The organism is Acidimicrobiales bacterium (assembly GCA_040219515.1).
Taxonomy (GTDB): Bacteria; Actinomycetota; Acidimicrobiia; order Acidimicrobiales; family Aldehydirespiratoraceae; genus JAJRXC01.
Map to the genome: position 1 here is coordinate 132,947 of JAVJSI010000001.1, position 15,541 is coordinate 148,487.

Here is a 15,541-nt window from a genome sequence, read left to right on the forward strand (position 1 = left end):
GGACTCGCCGTCAGCCGAACGGTCGGCGGACGTCGCTGGTCCCGTCCTGCCACTCGATGGTGCAGGACTACGCCAGCGGGGTGATCCCGCTGCGGTCGTAGGTCCACGTGTCCGCGAGCTTCTCGGGACATCGCTGTTCAAGCCGATTGATCGCCCCGGCCGCGAGTAACGGATTCAGCGACGAGAGCATGAACAAGATCGCAACGACCCCCACGAACACGATCCCGATGATCCGTCGCCGCGACATGGCGACAACCCAACGGGGGGCCAAACTGCAACGGGGGTCTGACCCCGAATGCAACGGTCAGTTTCTGGGGAGGTCCTTGAAGGGGGTGCCCTTGTCGGGGCCGGGCTCACGGGGAAGACCCAGGATGCGCTCGCCGAGGATGTTCTTCTGGATCTCGTCGGTGCCGCCGTAGATCGACGGGCCGGGCGAGAACGTCGCCAACTCGCCGACACTGCCGCCGGTCGTGGGCTCGCTGTCGCCCCAGAGCATGCCGTCGGCACCCAGCACCGACAGACCGACCTCGCGGAATTGGCGGAACAGCTCGCTCATGTGGAGCTTGCCGATGTTGGGCTCGGCCCCCGTTCGCTGGCTGGGGTCCTTGGCTCGCAGCGTGCCGAGCCGGTTGATCTCGATGAGCGAATAGAGCTTCACGAGTTCCTGGCGCAGGACGGGATCGGTGATGCGGCCCGATTTCGTGGCCAGATCGACGTAGTACTGCCACAGTCCCGGGCCGAGCGACGGCACACCACCCTCGGAGCGGTCCTTCTTGGCGAAGTCGGTGACCGGCCGCTGCAGCGCCTTGCCCTTCGAACCGGGCGTGGCGGTCTGCGGCTTCTTGCCCGCCGATCCGAGCGATGCCCGCTCGAACATCAGAGTGGAGTTGGCCACGGCCCAACCGTTGTTGAGTCCGCCGATCATGTTGGCGTCGAGCACGCGGGCCTCGTCGATGAACACCTCGTTGAACAACGCCCGACCGGTCATCTCGGTGAGCGGCACCACGGTGACACCGGGCTGATCCATCTCGAAGGCGAAGTAGCTGATGCCCTTGTGCTTGGGCGCGTCGGGATCGGTACGGGCGATCAGCATGCCCATCTCGGCCACTTGACCACCGGAGGTCCACACCTTCTGCCCGGTGATGACCCACTCGTCGCCGTCCTTCTCGGCCTTGCAGCCGAGCCCGGCGAGGTCGGACCCGGCACCGGGCTCGGAGAAGAGCTGGCACCAACCCACCTGGCCGGTGAGGATCGGCGGCACGAACTGGTCGATCTGCTCCTGGGTGGCGTGCGCGGCGATCGTGGGGGCGGCGAGCATCCAGCCGAGCCCCGACGAGGGCGGACCCATCACCTGGCGCTCGGCCATCGTGGTGTTGACGACGGCCGCGAGGTCGCGGCCCCAGCCCTTGCCACCGGCGTTCTCCGGCAGCGTGGGGTGGGCATAGCCCGTAGGGGCCAACCGCGCCCACCATTCCTCGACGGTGAGACTCTCGTCCCAGTTCTCGTCGAGCCAGGCTTCGAGTTCGGCGCGGACGACTTCAGCGTTGGGAGGAGGCGTGCTCATGAGCCGAATTCTAGCAAGAAGTTAGTGTGCGTTCACTTCGCCCGGAGGGAGAGAGCGTCACCCCTGACAGCTCATTGCGGCCGAGACCAGGAGGGCCCGGTAGGCAACTCTCCCATCGGGAGTCAGGTGCGGAGAGGCACCGTCGCCGGTCCATGCCGGGAGAGGCTCCCATGCGACGTACGCCGCGTCGGCATGCGCCGAGGCTGTTGCGGCCAGCATGGCGTTCCATCCCGGGCCCGTGATGTCGAGGCCCCAACCGGTGACAGACTCGGCAACACCGACCAAGCGCACACGCGTCGGGAACCTCGGCGAGCCAGGCCCCCAGCACGAGGGCAGCGGCCTCGGGCGTCGTCGGTGGAAGTCCGCTCAGGGGGTCGACCTTCATGTCGTTCGTGCCGAGTGCCACCACGAGCACGTCGGGGGTGACCCCCTGGCGGCTCGGGTGATTCCAGAGATTCAGATACGTGTAGTTGACGGTCGCGCCGATCCAACCTGTGACGTTGGCCTGGTTGCCGCCCGCGACGATCTCGTCGGTGATCCACGACTCGGTGCCCTTCAGGCCTGATGTCTCGCTCGAGAACACCAGCGAGTCGCCCATGATGACGACCGACGGGGATTCGGGGTCACCGACCCACTGCCCGATTCTGCACGAGGAGAGAAGCAAGCCGAGGAGTAGAACAATCCCGCCGTATCGGACCATGGCGAAGAGTACTACCGATTCGCCGCCATCGGACGCGAGGTTTGGTTTGTTTGACCCGCTGGTCTTCGTCGAGTTGGCCGGTGTCGATCAGGTCAGCGGGCCACGCGGTGGCCCTCCGGGTCAGATGGGCTGTGGGGTGTTCAGGAAGCTGACGTTGTCGAGCAGGATCTGCTTCTGCTCCGCAGCGTTGAACTCCTTGAGTTCGACCAGATAGTCGAGCGGCTTGGGCAGGCCTTCGATGTGGGGCCAGTCGGAGCCGAAGATCACGCGATCGGTGCCCATGAACGCGGCCACCTCGTTGACGTCGTCCTCCCAGAACGGGTTGATCCAGACGTGCTGCTTGAAGGTGTCGGTCGGATGGTCGTTGAACCAGCCGAAGCTCTTCTTGACCGTCTGGTCGAACTTGCGGAACATCGGGCCGAGGAAGTCGGAGCCGTTCTCGACCGAGGCGAACCGCAGGTTCGGGAAGCGATCGAAGATCTTCTGGAACACCGCCTGGATGAGCCAGTCCTGGGCCGCACGCTCGATCGAGAAACTGCCGATCGAGGGACCGCTGTAGTTGCCCTTGCCGAGACCGGCAGCGGAGAAGCGCCCGTCGGCGTAGCCCTGCGTGGAATAGCCCGAGTCGGACGCGTGCACGACCAGCGTGACACCGGCTTCGTTGATCCGCGACCAGACCGGATCGAAGTGCGGATCGAACGGCGACTTCACCCCGGTGGGCGTGGTGACCGGCGCAGGTCGCATGACCAGCACGCGGGCGCCGGCAGCGATGACCTTGTCGACCTCGGCCGCGGCCGCGTCGACATCGCCGAGGCACAGGTAGGGGGCACCGAAGATGGTGTCCTTGTAGTCGTAGCCCCAGTCTTCGAGGAGCCACTGGTTGAAGGCCGTCATCATGGCGCTGCACGCCTCGACGTCGTCCTTGATGAGCTCTTCGTAGAGCACGCCCAGGGTCGGGAAGAGCCACACCGATTGGAGGCCCTGCGACTCGATCAGCTCGACCCGAGCGTCGTTGTTCATGTAGTACGGCGGCAGCGGCTCGCGCTCCTTGAGCATCTCGAGCGGGCTGCGACCGCTGGGGTTGCCCTTGAAGTATTCGTGGAGCGCGCCGGGCATCGCCACCGGGTCCCAGGTGGGGTTGACGACCGCGTGGCTGATCTGACCGCCGACCAGGTGGTACTTGCGACCGTCCTGCTCGACCCACTGCACGACCCGGGGTTGCATCTCCGCCGGCACATGACGAGTGAACGCATCGAGCGCCTCGTAGTAGTGGTTGTCGGCGTCGAAGGGCTTGTAGTCGAGATCTTCAGGGGTCATGACGAGTCCTCATTCCGAGCGATTCTTTCCTGAGATGATACCCCGATCTCACATGGGACCCCAGTCCGGCTCACGGCGCTCGCCGAAGGCCTTCATCGCTTCCTGCATGTTCCCGGTGAACGTGCCCAACACCTGCTGCCGGTTCTCGAGCTCCACCGCGTGACGAATCGACGGCGAGTCGATGTTGGCCCACAGCCCTCGTTTGGTGAGCCACAGCCCGTACTCGTTCTGCTTCGCCAACTGCGCTCCGTATTCCTTGGCCACGTCGAGATGCGTCCCCGCGGGGACGAGTCGGTTGACCATCCCCATGCGGTCGGCCTCCTCGGCGGGCACGTGGCGGCCGCTGAGCATCATGTCCATCGCATGGCCGGAGCCGACGAGACGGGGAAGGAAGTAGCTGGTCCCGATGTCACACGATGTCAGGCCCACGTTGATGAAGACCGATCCGAAGTAGGCCGTCGTGTCGGCCACCCGCAGGTCACTGGCCAACGCCAGCGCGAGGCCGCCACCGACCGCCGCGCCATGCACCGCAGCGATCACCGGCTTGTCGCACTCGTGGACCGCCATCATGAAGTCGACGATGTGTTCCTGGCTTCGATAGACAGAGCCGACCGGGCCTCGCCCCTCGGTGTCGGGCGCCGGGCTTCCTCCACCCTTGAGGTCGGCGCCCGCGCAGAAGCCGTCGCCGGCACCGGTGAGCACGATCGCCCGGGCATCACGGTCACGATGCAGCTCGCGGAAGGCGGCGATGCCGTCGCTCACCAGGTCCATCGACAGCGCGTTGCGACGCTCGGGTCGATCGAGGGTGACGACCGGGACCGCAGGGTCGGACCGGTCGATGGTGACGAAAGACGTGCTCATGTCGTCGGACACTAGACGCAGGCGCTACGTTTTCTCTTCGTGCCGAAGCCAGCCGCCACCACCGCAGAACTCCAGGCCGACCCGTTCACGCGGGGCACCAAGGTGCGCCTCGTCGACGACATCCCCGGCCATCCGGCCGGAAGCCGCGGCAAGGTCGCCGTGGCCAACGGATTCGCGTGGCAGCGCTACTGGGTCCGATTCGCCGATGGTGAGAGCGTCGGTCACATCGACCACGCGAGTCTCGTCAAGGCCAAGGACTACGACCGCTTTCTCGTACAGCGTGATCGAGAAGCCGCCGAGGCCGAACTCGCAGCCGAGAACGCAACCACGGACTCCGGCGGAGACGCCGGCGGCGGAAGCGCCGCCGCCAGCGGCGGGGTCGAAGTCAACGGTGTCATGGTGCCGCAGCGGCTGCTCGACATGAGTGCCGCCGCCCGGGCCCGCCTCGGCGCCTGACCTCAGCGCCTACTCTGGCGACGTGGGCGAACACCTGCGCCAGAAGGACCTGGTCGAGTTCGAGGTCGGCTACGACCGATTCACCGCGCAGGCGATCCTTGCGGAGTGTGAAGCCGACGGCCGGCGAGTCGAGCTGCTCACGATGGACAACGACGGCCACTCCCCCGGCGGGCTCGCGCTCCAACCCCACCGTCTCATCGGCATCGCGGGCGACGCCGACGCGATCCACCAGGTCATCCGCAGCTGGATCCCCGACGATGCGGTCGACCAGCCGGCAATGTCGACAGCTCGACGAAACCCTCTCGTCGTGGCCGTCGGCCTGCTGCTCCTGCTGATCGTCCTGGGCGGGCTGTTCCTCGGCGCTCTCGGCCTCCTCTAGCCCGGTCAGCGGGTGCGGGGCTCGATCCGCTTGCCGCTCGAGAACGAGTCGGCGCCGGCTTCCATGCCGGCCCGATCGAAGCCCGTGGTGAGGATGGCCGGGGCCATCGCGATCGCGTTGAGTCGACCCATGTCGTTGGCCGCCCAGATCGCCCGCAGCGTGGCCTGCACCGCCATCGGGGGTTGGGCGGCGATGGCATCGGCAACCCACTTGGCCCGCTCGTGTAGCTGCGCCGACGGGCACACCTCGCTCACGAGCCCGATGCGGTGCGCGGTCTCGGCCGACATGCGCTCGTGGTTGCCGAGCAGCGACATCCGCAGCACCTCGCCGAGCGGCATGCGCTGGAGCATCTTGATCGGCTCGTAGACCGCAGCCATCCCGTAGGTGACATGGGGATCGAAGAACGTGGCGTGCTCGGCCGACACGATCACGTCGGCTTCGGCCAGCATGTAGAACGCGCCGCCGGCGGCCATGCCGTTGACCGCGCAGACCACCGGCTTCCAGAGATCACAGGCCTTGGGTCCGAGGTCGTCGCCCGGGTCGTCGTACATGAAGTTGTTGGACGTGCCGTAGAGCCCGGCGCTGTCGTCGAGGGCGGTGAACTCACCCTCGTTGCGATCGATGCCGACACAGAACGACTTCTCCCCCGCCGCAGTGAGCACGATGGCCCGGACGTCGTCGTCACGGCGGAATGCCTGCCAGGTCGCGCGCAGCTCCCGCTGCATGGTGGGGGTGAACGCGTTGTAGGCCTCGGGCCGATTCAGGGTGACCCAGGCGACATGGCCGTCCATCTCGACGGTGAGGGTCTCCAACTGCGACGGGTCGTAGGTCATGGTGTCCAATCTCTCAGGCGCCGAACGGCTTCCGCCACATCGACGTCGCGGCCGGCGAAAGAGAATCGCACGAAGCGGTGGCCATCGACGGGATCGAAGTCGATGCCAGGGGTCGCCGCGACGCCCAACTCGTCCAGCCAGCGGGCGCAGAGTGCCTGAGAGTCGTCGGCCAGATGATCGGTCCGGGCCCAGATGTAGAAGGCGCCGTCGGCCGGGGCGAGGCGATCGATCCCTGCCGTCGGGAGACCGTCGAGAAGCACTCGACGGTTGCGGGCGTAGCGGGCGACGTTGGCCTCGCACTCGTCGTGGGCATCGAAGGCCGCCACCGCGCCGAGCTGGGACAGCGTCGGCGCGGCGATCGTGATGTTCTGTCCGATCCGCGTGAGCGCGGATCGCAGAATCGGCGGCGCGATCAACCAACCGAGACGCCAGCCGGTCATCGAGAAGTACTTGGAGAAGCTGTTGACCACGATTGCCTCGGGATCGAACTGCAACGCGGTCGGCGCGGACTCGCCGAAGGTGATGCCGTGGTAGATCTCGTCGGACACGAACCACACGTCATGGTCACGGCACCAGGCCGTGATCGCGGCCATGCGGTCGGCGTCCAGCATCGTGCCCGTGGGATTCGACGGGGACGACAGCACGAGACCGTCGACCGGGCCGAGCGCGTCGAGCTGTTCGACCGTCGGCTGGAACCTCGTCGCCATCGCCGTGGGGAGGTCGACGACATCGACGCCGAGCAGCTGCAACGCGTTGCGGTAGCACGGGTATCCCGGTGACGGCACCACCACGCGGTCGCCCGGGTCGAAGGCGGCCATGAACGCCGCGACGAACCCGCCCGACGCGCCGACCGTGAGCATCACCGCGTCGGCATCCACCTCGACGCCGTACCAGTCGAGATAGTGCCGGGCGATCCGGCGTCGCAATGGCTCGATGCCGGCAGCCGTCGTGTAGCCGAGCGCGTTGTCGTCGAGGGCCCGGTGCGCGGCCTCGGTCACTGCCGTGGGTGCCCCGGTCGACGGCTGGCCCACCTCGAGGTGCAACACCTCGCGCCCCTCGGCGATGCGAATCTCGGCTGCTCGCATCACCTCCATGACATAGAAGGGCGCGATGTCGGCTCGCACGGCAGGGATGCGACTCATCGGTCGCAGAGCTCGAAGTCGACGTCGTCGCGCATGGCCCCGATCCTCGCGCGTCGGCCTGGCATGGGCCCGGTCCGCCGTGGCGGGATACGCTCGGGTCCCGTGGCAACGCTCTACGGGATCTGCGGCGGTTCGGGCGCCGGCAAGACGACGTTTGCGCTCGAGCTGACCCGCCGGCTGGGCGCCGATCGAGTCTCGACGGTGCCGTTCGATGCCTACTACCGCGATCTCGCCCACATGACGATGCAGGAGCGGATGCAGGTCAACTACGACCATCCGGACTCGCTCGACAACGAGCTCTTCGCGCACCATCTGGCCGAGCTGCGGGCGGGACGGCCGATCGAGGTACCCGAGTACGACTTCTCCACCCACACCCGCAACGGCAATTTCCTCACCATCGCAGCGCGAGACATCGTGATCGTCGAGGGAATCCTGCTCTTCTGCTTCCCGGGTATCCACGATCTGCTGGACCACGCGATCTTCATCGACGTGCCCGAGGACATCCGCCTCGAGCGACGGGTCCGCCGCGACGTCGTCGAACGCGGTCGGGATGCCGACGACGTCCGTCGCCAGTTCGCCCAGTTCGTGGCGCCGATGCACGACCTACACGTGCAGCCCTTCCGCGACCGCGCCCACCGCATCGTCTCGATCGACGACGACATGCGGCTCGTCGCCGACGAGATCGCCGGCGGCCTCCTCCAAGCCTGAGTTGCAACGCCGGGGTCTGACCCCAGCGCTGCAACTAGCGGGTGAAGGCGCCGATGGTCTCGACGTGGGAGGTGCCGGGGAACAGGTCGACGACGGTCATGCGGTCGAGTGTCATGCCGGCGGCGATCAGGCGCTTGGCGTCGTTGGCGAACGCCGACGGATCACAGCTCACCAGCACGAAGAGGTCGGGTTCGGCTCGCATGAGCGTGGCCACACCGTCCTTGCCCAGGCCCTCGCGGGCCGGGTCGGCGACCACGACGGAGGCGGGAGTCGGCCGCCACCGCTCGACCGACGAGCGGATGACCTTCGTGTCGGATCCCTTGAGGTTGATCCGGGCATCGGCGATCGAGTCCTTGCCCCGCTCGATGGCGACGACCTGGCGCCCCTCGCCGATCGTGCCCGCGAACACGCCGATGCCGGCGTAGGCGTCGATGAGCGGTCCGTCGGTGCCGAGCTCGTCGACCATCTCACGGACCTCGTCGACCAGCGCATCGACGCCGGCCGGCCGATTCTGGAAGAACGACCGGGCGGACACGCGCCAGCGGCGACCGCCGGCTTCTTCGTGGATCCACGCCCGCTTGCCCTTGGCGAGCTCGTCGGCGCCGACGACGAGCACGTCATCCGGTAGTTCGACACCGAAGCTGCTGCCCTCGATCATCACGAGCCGCTCGCCGGTGCGGTTCCCGACGCGGATCGTGACTTCGGATGCGTCGCCGAAGCGGCCATCGACCAGCAACTGCTCGGCGATCGGGTCGACGGCCTCGCAGACCTCGGGAACCACGATGTCGTGCGACCCGCGGATGCGGTAGCCGGCGCGTCCGTCGAGCACAGCGGCACGCACGGTCGTGCGGCCCTCGTCGTCGTCGAGTGAGCGCAACGCGGCGTCGGGGGCGTCGACCTCGGCGCGCGCCAGTTGGTCGATCACCATCGACGACTTCATGCGGAGCTGGGCATCGGGACTGACGTGAAGAAGATCGCAGCCGCCGCACCCCTCGACCTGGTGCGTGCAGGGGACCGGGACCCGCTCCGGCGACGCGTCGAGGACGCGCACCACCCGGGCGCGGGACCATCGCTTGTCGACCTTGATCAGGTCGACCTGCACGGTCTCGCCGGGGAGCGCACCTTCGACGAAGATGATGCGACCGTCTTCGGCGCGGGCGACGCCGGCGCCGTCTCGAGCGGTCGCTGTGACGCGTAGTTCCACAGGCAGGACGGTATCGCCGGACCGCGGAGATGCTCCTCGCGCGCCCCACCGCGGCGGTTATGGTCGGGCGCGTGAATCGCCCCATCGAGATCGCCCCGTCCATCCTGCCCGCCGACTTCGCCCGGCTGGGCGAGGAGTGCATCGAGCTCGAGAAGGCCGGGGCCGGACGCATCCACTGGGACGTGATGGACGGCGTTTTCGTGCCCAACATCACCGTCGGCCCCGATGTGGTGAAGAGCATTCGGCCGCTCCTCGGCATCCACTTCGAAGCGCACCTGATGGTGGTCCGCCCCGACGAGATGGCGCCGCTCTACATCGAGGCGGGATGCGAGACGGTCATGGTCCACGCGGAAGCGTGCACCCACCTCCACCGGTCGCTCGGCAACATCCGCAAGGAGGGCGCCCGCAGCGGCGTGGTCCTCAATCCGCACACCCCGGCCGCGACCCTCCAGCACGTGCTCGATCAGACCGACCACATCCTCGTGATGACCGTGAACCCCGGCTTCGGCGGCCAGACCTACATCCCGCTCCTCGACAAGATCCGGGAACTGAGATCGATGGTCGACGCCGGCGGCTTCGACATCGACATAGAGGTCGACGGCGGTATCAGCGCCGACACCATCGGCGAGTGTGCCGCGGCCGGCGCCAACGTCTTCGTCAGCGGATCCGCGTTGTTCAAGTACGACGACAAGGCCGACGGTGTCGCCGAACTGACGGCGCGGGCCGAGGCGGCGCGATGAGCATCGTCGCCGAACTCCGACGCTTCCCGGTCAAGTCGTTCCAGACCGCACCGGTCCCGTGGGTCGACCTCGGCGGTGGCGGCATCGTCGGCGATCGTGTCCTCGGTCTACGTGAGGTCGGCACCGACCGTGTCCTCAGCGCCAAGGCACCGCGCATCGGCGAGACGCTCCTGGGGTTCAGCGCCGAGTTCGACACCGACCCCGAGCCCGGGCAACCGCTGCCGGGCGTGTCCCTCGAGATCGACGGCGAGACCATCTCCTCCACCGACCCTGCCGCGGTCGCAGCCGCCGCGTCGCTCGCGCTCGGGCTCGATGTCGAACTGGTCACCGCCGGAGCGACGCCGATGACGTACGCGTCCGAGTGGCCCGACATCGGTGAAGGATTCGCCCTGTCGGGAATCGAACTCGACCTGCCCGCCGCAATGGCCGAGCGGGGATCGTTCGCCGACCTCGAACCGCTCCACGTCCTCACCACTGCGAGCATCGCCCACATCCAGATGCAGCTACCCGACAGCATCGTCAACGCCGACCGATTCCGGCCGAGCCTGCTGATCGACGCGGGCGACGCCGAGGGCATGATCGAGAACGACTGGGAGGGACGCACCGCAACCGTCGGCGACGCCACGATCCGGTTCGGCTCCACCGCACCGCGCTGTGTCATGACCACACGGGCCCAGCTCGGCATGCCCCGCGACAAGGCCGTCCTCCAGACGATCGCCGCCACGAACAAGCGCCCGTTCGGCGGGTTCGGCGACTTCCCGTCGCTCGGCATCTACGCCGAGGTCGTGGAACCCGGCCGCGTCGAAACCGGCGACCCGATCACGTTCCTGTAGTCAGCCGATCGCGTCACCTGCCGGCCCGTTCCGCGGGAGGCCGGCGAGAGCGAGAACCGGCGTCAGAGCATTTCACCGCGCTTGACGATGACATGGTCGATGATGCCGTATTCCTTGGCCTGCTCGGCGGTGAACCAGCGGTCGCGGTCGGAATCGGCCTCGATCTGTTCGTAGGTCTGGCCAGTGTGCTGGGCGATGCGCTCCTGCAGCAGCCGCTTCGTGTAGGCCATCTGCTCGGCCTGGATGGCGATGTCGGTGGCCTGACCCTGCACGCCGCCCAGGGGCTGGTGCATCATGATGCGGGCGTGGGGCAGCGCGTAGCGCTTGCCGGGGGCGCCGGCGCAGAGCAGGAACTGGCCCATGGAGGCGCCGAGACCCATGCAGATCGTGCCCACCTCGGGCTCGACGAACTGCATCGTGTCGTAGATCGCCATACCCGCGGTGACCGAGCCACCGGGCGAGTTGATGTAGAGCCAGATCGGCTTTTCCTTGTCCTGCCCCTCGAGATAGAGAAGCTGGGCGGTGATGTAGTTGGCGATCTCGTCGTTGACATCGGTGCCGAGCACGACGATGCGGTCCTGGAGCAGGCGGTGGTAGATGTCGGCCTGCGGGTTCGCCAGCATGCTGCTGGCCATGAACTGAGCGTTCTCAGGGGGCTGCGTCATGGAGCGAAGGGTACCGCCAACCGTCGCTACCCTTGCGGCATCACGCGGACGTGGTGGAATTGGCAGACACGCCAGGTTTAGGTCCTGGTGCCCGGAAGGGTGTGGGGGTTCGAGTCCCCCCGTCCGCACGCGCGAACCAGTTGAGCTGGCAGAGTTGCTCTCCATGAGCTTCGGTGCCGTTCACGTGAAGGACCTTCCTGCGTTCGTCGCGGAGTGCGATGCGCGCGGTGGCATCGCCAGTCCGGAGGTGCGGCGCGACACCGCCGATTTCTCGCTCCGCTTCGACACCACCGTCGACACCGGCCTCGACGGGTTCGATCCTGCGTATGTCGATGCCCAGATCGCCCTCTACGCCGAGATCTCCGGTCGCCACCTCGACCAGACCGAGAACGAACGCACGGTGGTCGACATCGAGGCCGCGGTCGCGGCAGCCAACCCGTACGACTCCCGAAATCCCATGCAGATCGCCCCCCACGTCCGCACGATCGCCTCCGCGGTGATGGCGTCGGACCTCCCGGCCGGCGCCCGGGTGCTCGACATGGGCTGCGGGTGGGGCCTCAGCACAGAGGTCTTTGCGTTCAGCGGGTGCGAGATCGCGGCCGTCGACATCAACCCGGCCTTCGTCGAGGTGGTCAGGCGCAGAGCGGAACGTCGCGGGTATCACGTGATCACCCACTGCTCGTCGTTCGACGACTTCGCATCCGATGAGTATTTCGACCTCGTCTTCTTCTACGAGAGCCTTCACCACGCGGTCCGGCCGTGGGACCTCCTGGTCAAGGCTGCCGACTGGCTCGCGCCGGGCGGGAAGCTCACGATCGCCGGCGAGCCGATCCAGGACACCTGGTGGCCCCAGTGGGGTCTGCGGCTCGATGCCGAGTCGGTCTACTGCATCCACAAGCACGGCTGGTTCGAAGCCGGCTGGTCGAGCGAATTCCTCCATCGATGTTTCCGCCACGCCGGCCTCGAGCTGACCCTGCTCCCTGGGCTCGGCATCGGGCTCTCGTCCGTCGGGGTGGCGACCAAGCCACACGACGGCGAGCGACGACCTTCCACCGACGGCCTCCTCCCGGCTGACCCGCCGATCGACCTCGCACTGATCACCGCAGCCGATCTCGGCGCAGAGTTGCGCCAACGCGTCGCGAACCGCGTTCGCCGACGCATTCATCGGAGCTGACGCTCGTCGCGGTCGAGCCCGGGCGTCCGCCGCTAGTTCGTCAGCGCCGCAGCGAGTGCCCGGAGTGCGCGACCCCGATGGCTGATCGTGTGCTTCTCGTCGCCCATCTCGGCGAACGAACGCCCGTCGCCCTCGAGCGGCACGAACACGGAGTCGTAGCCGAACCCGCCGCTCCCCTGGCGGGACGCGGCGATCATGCCCTCGACGGTCCCTTCGACCGCCAGCTCGCGCCCGTCGGGCCACGCCACCATCACGACCGTGCGGAAACGGGCGGTACGTCGATCGGGCTCGACCGCTCCCACCCGATCGAGTTCGTCGAGCAGCTTCTGCACGTTGTCGTCATAGGACGCGTCGTCGCCCGCATAGCGCGCCGAGCGGACCCCGGGCGCGCCGTCGAGCGCGTCGACCTCGAGCCCGGTGTCGTCGCTCACCGCGGCTGCACCGGCCGCCGCACACACGGCGACCGCCTTGAGCCGGGCGTTGCCTTCGAGGTCGGGGGCGTCCTCGACAACGTCGGCCAGGCCGGCCGGGCGTGGTTGCAGATCGACCAGCCCGTCGAGCACCAGTGCGATCTCCGCCACCTTGTCGGGGTTGGCGCTCGCACACACGAGCCGGGGAAGGGGTTCGGTCATCGCCCCGGCAGACGCGGCGACGGCGGCTCGGCCAGCACCTCGCGTTGGGCCGCGGTGATCGTGGCGATGCCGCCCTCGGCCAGGTCGAGCAGCGCGTCGAGTTCGGCGCGACTGAAGGTGTTGCCTTCGGCGGTGCCCTGCACCTCTATGAGCTCGCCGGTGCCGGCCATGATCACGTTGCAGTCGACATCGGCCGTCGAGTCCTCGGGATAGGGCAGGTCGAGCACCGGCTGGCCGGCCACGATGCCGACCGAGATGGCCGCACACTCGGTGATGAGCGGGTTCTTCGCAATCGCGCCACCCTGAACGAGCCGTTCACAGGCATCGTGAAGGGCGACGTAGGCACCACAGATCGACGCGGTGCGGGTGCCACCGTCGGCCTGGAGCACGTCGCAGTCGAGGCGGATCGAGTGCTCGCCGAGCGCGGTCATGTCGGTCACTGCTCGCAGCGATCGACCGATGAGTCGCTCGATCTCCTGCGTACGGCCCTTGGCGCCCGTACGCTCACGATTGACCCGCTCGGGCGACGAACCCGGGAGCATCGAGTACTCGGCGGTCACCCAGCCTTCACCCCTGCCCTTCATCCAGCGGGGCACGTCGTCCTCCACCGAGGCGGTGCACAACACCCGGGTCTCACCGAACGTGACCAGGGCCGAACCCATGGTCATCTTGGTGAAGTCGCGAACGAACGAGAAGGGACGGAGGTCGTCGGCCTGACGACCGTCGTAGCGAGTGGACACAGAGGGCTCCGGGAACGAGAGGGTCAGAACTCGAAGACGGACCCGGCGAGGGCCACATCGACCTGGCCACCGTAGGCCGTTGCGGCTTCGTCGCGGTGCGCTTCCGGGTCCGAGCCCGGAATGAGATGGGTCAGCACCAAACGGTCGACCACGGCCGAGGTCGCCCGCTGTCCCGCCTCCCTCGCACTCAGATGGGGGATGCCCTGTCCCTCGAACCCGGCGAGATGGCTGGCGTCGCAGAACACGCCGTCGACGCCACGCCCGAACGAGTCGAACCGCCAGCCCGGGCCGGTGTCGGAGGTGAACAACACGGCGGTGTCGGCGACCTCGACTCGAGCCGCCAGCGTCTCGACCGGGTGGTCGGTGCGATCGAACGTCCAGGTCTGATCGCCGATCACGACCGTCGACGAGGCATCGATCACCGTCCAGTCGAACGGCGACGGCACGCCGTCGACCGGCACGGAGACGGCCTCGTCCATCGCCGCCGTGCGAGCGGTGCCGTAGACGGGGATGCCGGTGCGGGGCTCGAACCACGTGAAGACATTCCGCAACACCGGCAGCTCGAGCCAGTGGTCGGGGTGACAATGGCTGAGCACGATGGCGCTCAGGTCGCCCAGGCCCGTCGCCGCCTGCAGCGGTCCGGCGGTGCCGGGACCGCAATCGTGCAACACGGTTGCGCCGGCGCTCTGCACCAGGAAGCCGGTACACGGGTTGTCGGTGGCGGCGTAGGAGCCCGACGAGCCGAGCACGGTCACCTTCAGGTCGGTCATGTGGTCACCACTGATGCGCCTCGACGGTGTCGAGCTCGGGGCCCAGGAGCTCGCGGCCGAGCCGTGCGAACGTCTCGACATCACCACTGGAGACGAAGCGGCGGACCGCGGGATCGGTGCCCCGCCGGGCGACGCCGAGCGCGTCGATCGCCCGCTGGACCTCGAAGGCGGTCTCGTCGGCCGACGACACCAGGACCACGTCACGTCCCATGACATCGGCGATCGTGCGGGCCAGGAACGGATAGTGGGTGCAGCCGAGGAGCAGGCTGTCGACCTTCGCCTCCTGGACGGGAGCGAGCAGTCGCTGGGCCAACACGTGGACCTGATCGGAGCGGGTCTCGCCTCGCTCCACGAACTCGACGAACCCCGGACACGCGGCGCACGTCAACGAGACGTCGGGGGCCAGCACGTCGGCCAGGCCCTGATAGGTGCCGCTGGCGACGGTGCCGACGGTCGCGATCATGCCGACGCGCCCGGTGACCGTCACCTCCAGCAACGACCGCAGCCCCGGTTCGATCACACCGATCACCGGGACGTCGACCAGATCCTGCAAGTCGTCGAGGGCCACGGCCGATGCCGTGTTGCACGCGACGACGATCATCTTCGGATCGTGGGCCTCGACCAGCCACTCGGTGATCTGACGCGAGAAACCCCGTACCTCGTCGTGGGTCCGGGGTCCGTAGGGATAGCGGGCCGTGTCGCCGAAGTAGACGAGATGCTCGTGCGGAAGGAGGTCGATCACCGCTCGCGCCACGGTGAGACCACCGAATCCCGAGTCGAACATCGCCACCGGGCGATCGGTTGCGTTCATCACGCCAGGCTA

Annotated in this window: 19 protein-coding genes and 1 tRNA gene; 7 read left to right on the forward strand and 13 right to left on the reverse strand. The window is 67.7% G+C overall.

Translation table 11 applies throughout. From position 1 onward, the window contains the following. Positions 1 to 67 precede the first annotated feature (67 nt). From RIB98_00660 to RIB98_00680, 5 genes are all read right to left on the reverse strand, one after another. Positions 68 to 247 (reverse strand): hypothetical protein, encoded by a 180-nt coding sequence (locus RIB98_00660; protein ID MEQ8839466.1) that lies wholly within the window; start codon positions 245 to 247, stop codon positions 68 to 70. Positions 248 to 304: 57 nt separating this feature from the next. After that, entirely contained in the window at positions 305 to 1,564 is a 1,260-nt protein-coding gene (locus RIB98_00665) for an acyl-CoA dehydrogenase family protein (protein MEQ8839467.1), read from the reverse strand. Positions 1,565 to 1,574: 10 nt separating this feature from the next. Next, entirely contained in the window at positions 1,575 to 2,162 is a 588-nt protein-coding gene (locus RIB98_00670; GenBank protein ID MEQ8839468.1) for an SGNH/GDSL hydrolase family protein, read from the reverse strand. Between the two features lie 222 nt (positions 2,163 to 2,384). Then, entirely contained in the window at positions 2,385 to 3,581 is a 1,197-nt protein-coding gene (locus RIB98_00675) for an amidohydrolase family protein (GenBank protein ID MEQ8839469.1), read from the reverse strand. Positions 3,582 to 3,629: 48 nt separating this feature from the next. Beyond that, on the reverse strand, positions 3,630 to 4,442 hold the full coding sequence (locus tag RIB98_00680; GenBank protein MEQ8839470.1) for an enoyl-CoA hydratase-related protein: 813 nt from the start codon (positions 4,440 to 4,442) through the stop codon (positions 3,630 to 3,632). A 39-nt stretch (positions 4,443 to 4,481) separates the two neighbouring features. On the opposite strand from RIB98_00680, the gene RIB98_00685 reads away from it, so the two are divergent. Continuing rightward, entirely contained in the window at positions 4,482 to 4,898 is a 417-nt protein-coding gene (locus tag RIB98_00685; GenBank protein ID MEQ8839471.1) for a hypothetical protein, read from the forward strand. Between the two features lie 22 nt (positions 4,899 to 4,920). Then, the gene (locus tag RIB98_00690; protein MEQ8839472.1) at positions 4,921 to 5,277 is read left to right on the forward strand and encodes a hypothetical protein; all 357 of its coding nucleotides are present in this window, start codon (positions 4,921 to 4,923) and stop codon (positions 5,275 to 5,277) included. Positions 5,278 to 5,282: 5 nt separating this feature from the next. Here the strand turns inward: RIB98_00690 and RIB98_00695 are convergent, their stop codons facing one another. After that, complete coding sequence (locus tag RIB98_00695) at positions 5,283 to 6,110, reverse strand: enoyl-CoA hydratase/isomerase family protein (GenBank protein MEQ8839473.1); 828 nt, start codon at positions 6,108 to 6,110, stop codon at positions 5,283 to 5,285. Next, positions 6,107 to 7,252, reverse strand: a complete 1,146-nt coding sequence (locus RIB98_00700) for a pyridoxal phosphate-dependent aminotransferase (protein ID MEQ8839474.1) — start codon at positions 7,250 to 7,252, stop codon at positions 6,107 to 6,109. Before RIB98_00700 ends, RIB98_00695 begins: the two co-directional genes overlap by 4 nt. Positions 7,253 to 7,354: 102 nt before the next feature. Between RIB98_00700 and udk the strand changes: the two genes are divergently transcribed. Next, entirely contained in the window at positions 7,355 to 7,960 is a 606-nt protein-coding gene (udk, locus tag RIB98_00705; protein ID MEQ8839475.1) for a uridine kinase, read from the forward strand. Between the two features lie 34 nt (positions 7,961 to 7,994). On the opposite strand, the gene RIB98_00710 is transcribed toward udk, so the two are convergent. After that, on the reverse strand, positions 7,995 to 9,164 hold the full coding sequence (locus RIB98_00710) for a TRAM domain-containing protein (protein ID MEQ8839476.1): 1,170 nt from the start codon (positions 9,162 to 9,164) through the stop codon (positions 7,995 to 7,997). A gap of 71 nt (positions 9,165 to 9,235) precedes the next feature. On the opposite strand from RIB98_00710, the gene rpe reads away from it, so the two are divergent. Both rpe and RIB98_00720 read left to right on the forward strand, forming a co-directional pair. Beyond that, positions 9,236 to 9,904: a ribulose-phosphate 3-epimerase gene (rpe, locus tag RIB98_00715; GenBank protein ID MEQ8839477.1), complete on the forward strand. Its 669-nt coding sequence runs from the start codon at positions 9,236 to 9,238 to the stop codon at positions 9,902 to 9,904. Continuing rightward, positions 9,901 to 10,737 (forward strand): MOSC domain-containing protein, encoded by an 837-nt coding sequence (locus RIB98_00720; GenBank protein MEQ8839478.1) that lies wholly within the window; start codon positions 9,901 to 9,903, stop codon positions 10,735 to 10,737. The genes rpe and RIB98_00720 overlap by 4 nt, the downstream gene beginning before the upstream one ends. A 62-nt stretch (positions 10,738 to 10,799) precedes the next feature. Here the strand turns inward: RIB98_00720 and RIB98_00725 are convergent, their stop codons facing one another. Further along, positions 10,800 to 11,372 (reverse strand): ATP-dependent Clp protease proteolytic subunit, encoded by a 573-nt coding sequence (locus tag RIB98_00725; GenBank protein MEQ8839479.1) that lies wholly within the window; start codon positions 11,370 to 11,372, stop codon positions 10,800 to 10,802. 74 nt (positions 11,373 to 11,446) lie between these two features. Here RIB98_00725 and RIB98_00730 point away from each other — a divergent pair. Both RIB98_00730 and RIB98_00735 read left to right on the forward strand, forming a co-directional pair. Then, positions 11,447 to 11,530, forward strand: a tRNA-Leu gene (locus RIB98_00730). Between the two features lie 35 nt (positions 11,531 to 11,565). Further along, positions 11,566 to 12,576: a class I SAM-dependent methyltransferase gene (locus RIB98_00735; protein MEQ8839480.1), complete on the forward strand. Its 1,011-nt coding sequence runs from the start codon at positions 11,566 to 11,568 to the stop codon at positions 12,574 to 12,576. 32 nt (positions 12,577 to 12,608) lie between these two features. Here RIB98_00735 and RIB98_00740 read toward each other — a convergent pair whose 3' ends face one another. The 4 genes from RIB98_00740 to murI are packed head-to-tail and all read right to left on the reverse strand — an operon-like array spanning position 12,609 to position 15,529. Next, positions 12,609 to 13,208: a non-canonical purine NTP pyrophosphatase gene (locus tag RIB98_00740; GenBank protein MEQ8839481.1), complete on the reverse strand. Its 600-nt coding sequence runs from the start codon at positions 13,206 to 13,208 to the stop codon at positions 12,609 to 12,611. After that, on the reverse strand, positions 13,205 to 13,948 hold the full coding sequence (rph, locus tag RIB98_00745; GenBank protein ID MEQ8839482.1) for a ribonuclease PH: 744 nt from the start codon (positions 13,946 to 13,948) through the stop codon (positions 13,205 to 13,207). The genes RIB98_00740 and rph overlap by 4 nt, the downstream gene beginning before the upstream one ends. A 23-nt stretch (positions 13,949 to 13,971) precedes the next feature. After that, entirely contained in the window at positions 13,972 to 14,718 is a 747-nt protein-coding gene (locus tag RIB98_00750) for an MBL fold metallo-hydrolase (protein MEQ8839483.1), read from the reverse strand. Between the two features lie 4 nt (positions 14,719 to 14,722). Next, positions 14,723 to 15,529 carry a glutamate racemase gene (murI, locus tag RIB98_00755; GenBank protein MEQ8839484.1) on the reverse strand — a complete coding sequence of 269 codons (807 nt, stop codon included), beginning with the start codon at positions 15,527 to 15,529 and terminating at the stop codon, positions 14,723 to 14,725. Positions 15,530 to 15,541 lie beyond the last annotated feature (12 nt).

Excerpts from the sequence above, each read along its gene's own strand:
- RIB98_00665 (MEQ8839467.1), bottom strand. The coding sequence starts at position 1,564 with ATGAGCACGCCTCCTCCCAACGCTGAAGTCGTCCGCGCCGAACTCGAA.
- RIB98_00680 (MEQ8839470.1), bottom strand. The coding sequence starts at position 4,442 with ATGAGCACGTCTTTCGTCACCATCGACCGGTCCGACCCTGCGGTCCCG.
- RIB98_00675 (MEQ8839469.1), bottom strand. The coding sequence starts at position 3,581 with ATGACCCCTGAAGATCTCGACTACAAGCCCTTCGACGCCGACAACCAC.
- RIB98_00720 (MEQ8839478.1), top strand. The coding sequence starts at position 9,901 with ATGAGCATCGTCGCCGAACTCCGACGCTTCCCGGTCAAGTCGTTCCAG.
- RIB98_00740 (MEQ8839481.1), bottom strand. The coding sequence starts at position 13,208 with ATGACCGAACCCCTTCCCCGGCTCGTGTGTGCGAGCGCCAACCCCGAC.
- RIB98_00725 (MEQ8839479.1), bottom strand. The coding sequence starts at position 11,372 with ATGGCCAGCAGCATGCTGGCGAACCCGCAGGCCGACATCTACCACCGC.
- RIB98_00735 (MEQ8839480.1), top strand. The coding sequence starts at position 11,566 with ATGAGCTTCGGTGCCGTTCACGTGAAGGACCTTCCTGCGTTCGTCGCG.
- RIB98_00700 (MEQ8839474.1), bottom strand. The coding sequence starts at position 7,252 with ATGAGTCGCATCCCTGCCGTGCGAGCCGACATCGCGCCCTTCTATGTC.
- murI (MEQ8839484.1), bottom strand. The coding sequence starts at position 15,529 with ATGAACGCAACCGATCGCCCGGTGGCGATGTTCGACTCGGGATTCGGT.
- RIB98_00670 (MEQ8839468.1), bottom strand. The coding sequence starts at position 2,162 with ATGGGCGACTCGCTGGTGTTCTCGAGCGAGACATCAGGCCTGAAGGGC.
- RIB98_00750 (MEQ8839483.1), bottom strand. The coding sequence starts at position 14,718 with ATGACCGACCTGAAGGTGACCGTGCTCGGCTCGTCGGGCTCCTACGCC.
- RIB98_00695 (MEQ8839473.1), bottom strand. The coding sequence starts at position 6,110 with ATGACCTACGACCCGTCGCAGTTGGAGACCCTCACCGTCGAGATGGAC.
- RIB98_00660 (MEQ8839466.1), bottom strand. The coding sequence starts at position 247 with ATGTCGCGGCGACGGATCATCGGGATCGTGTTCGTGGGGGTCGTTGCG.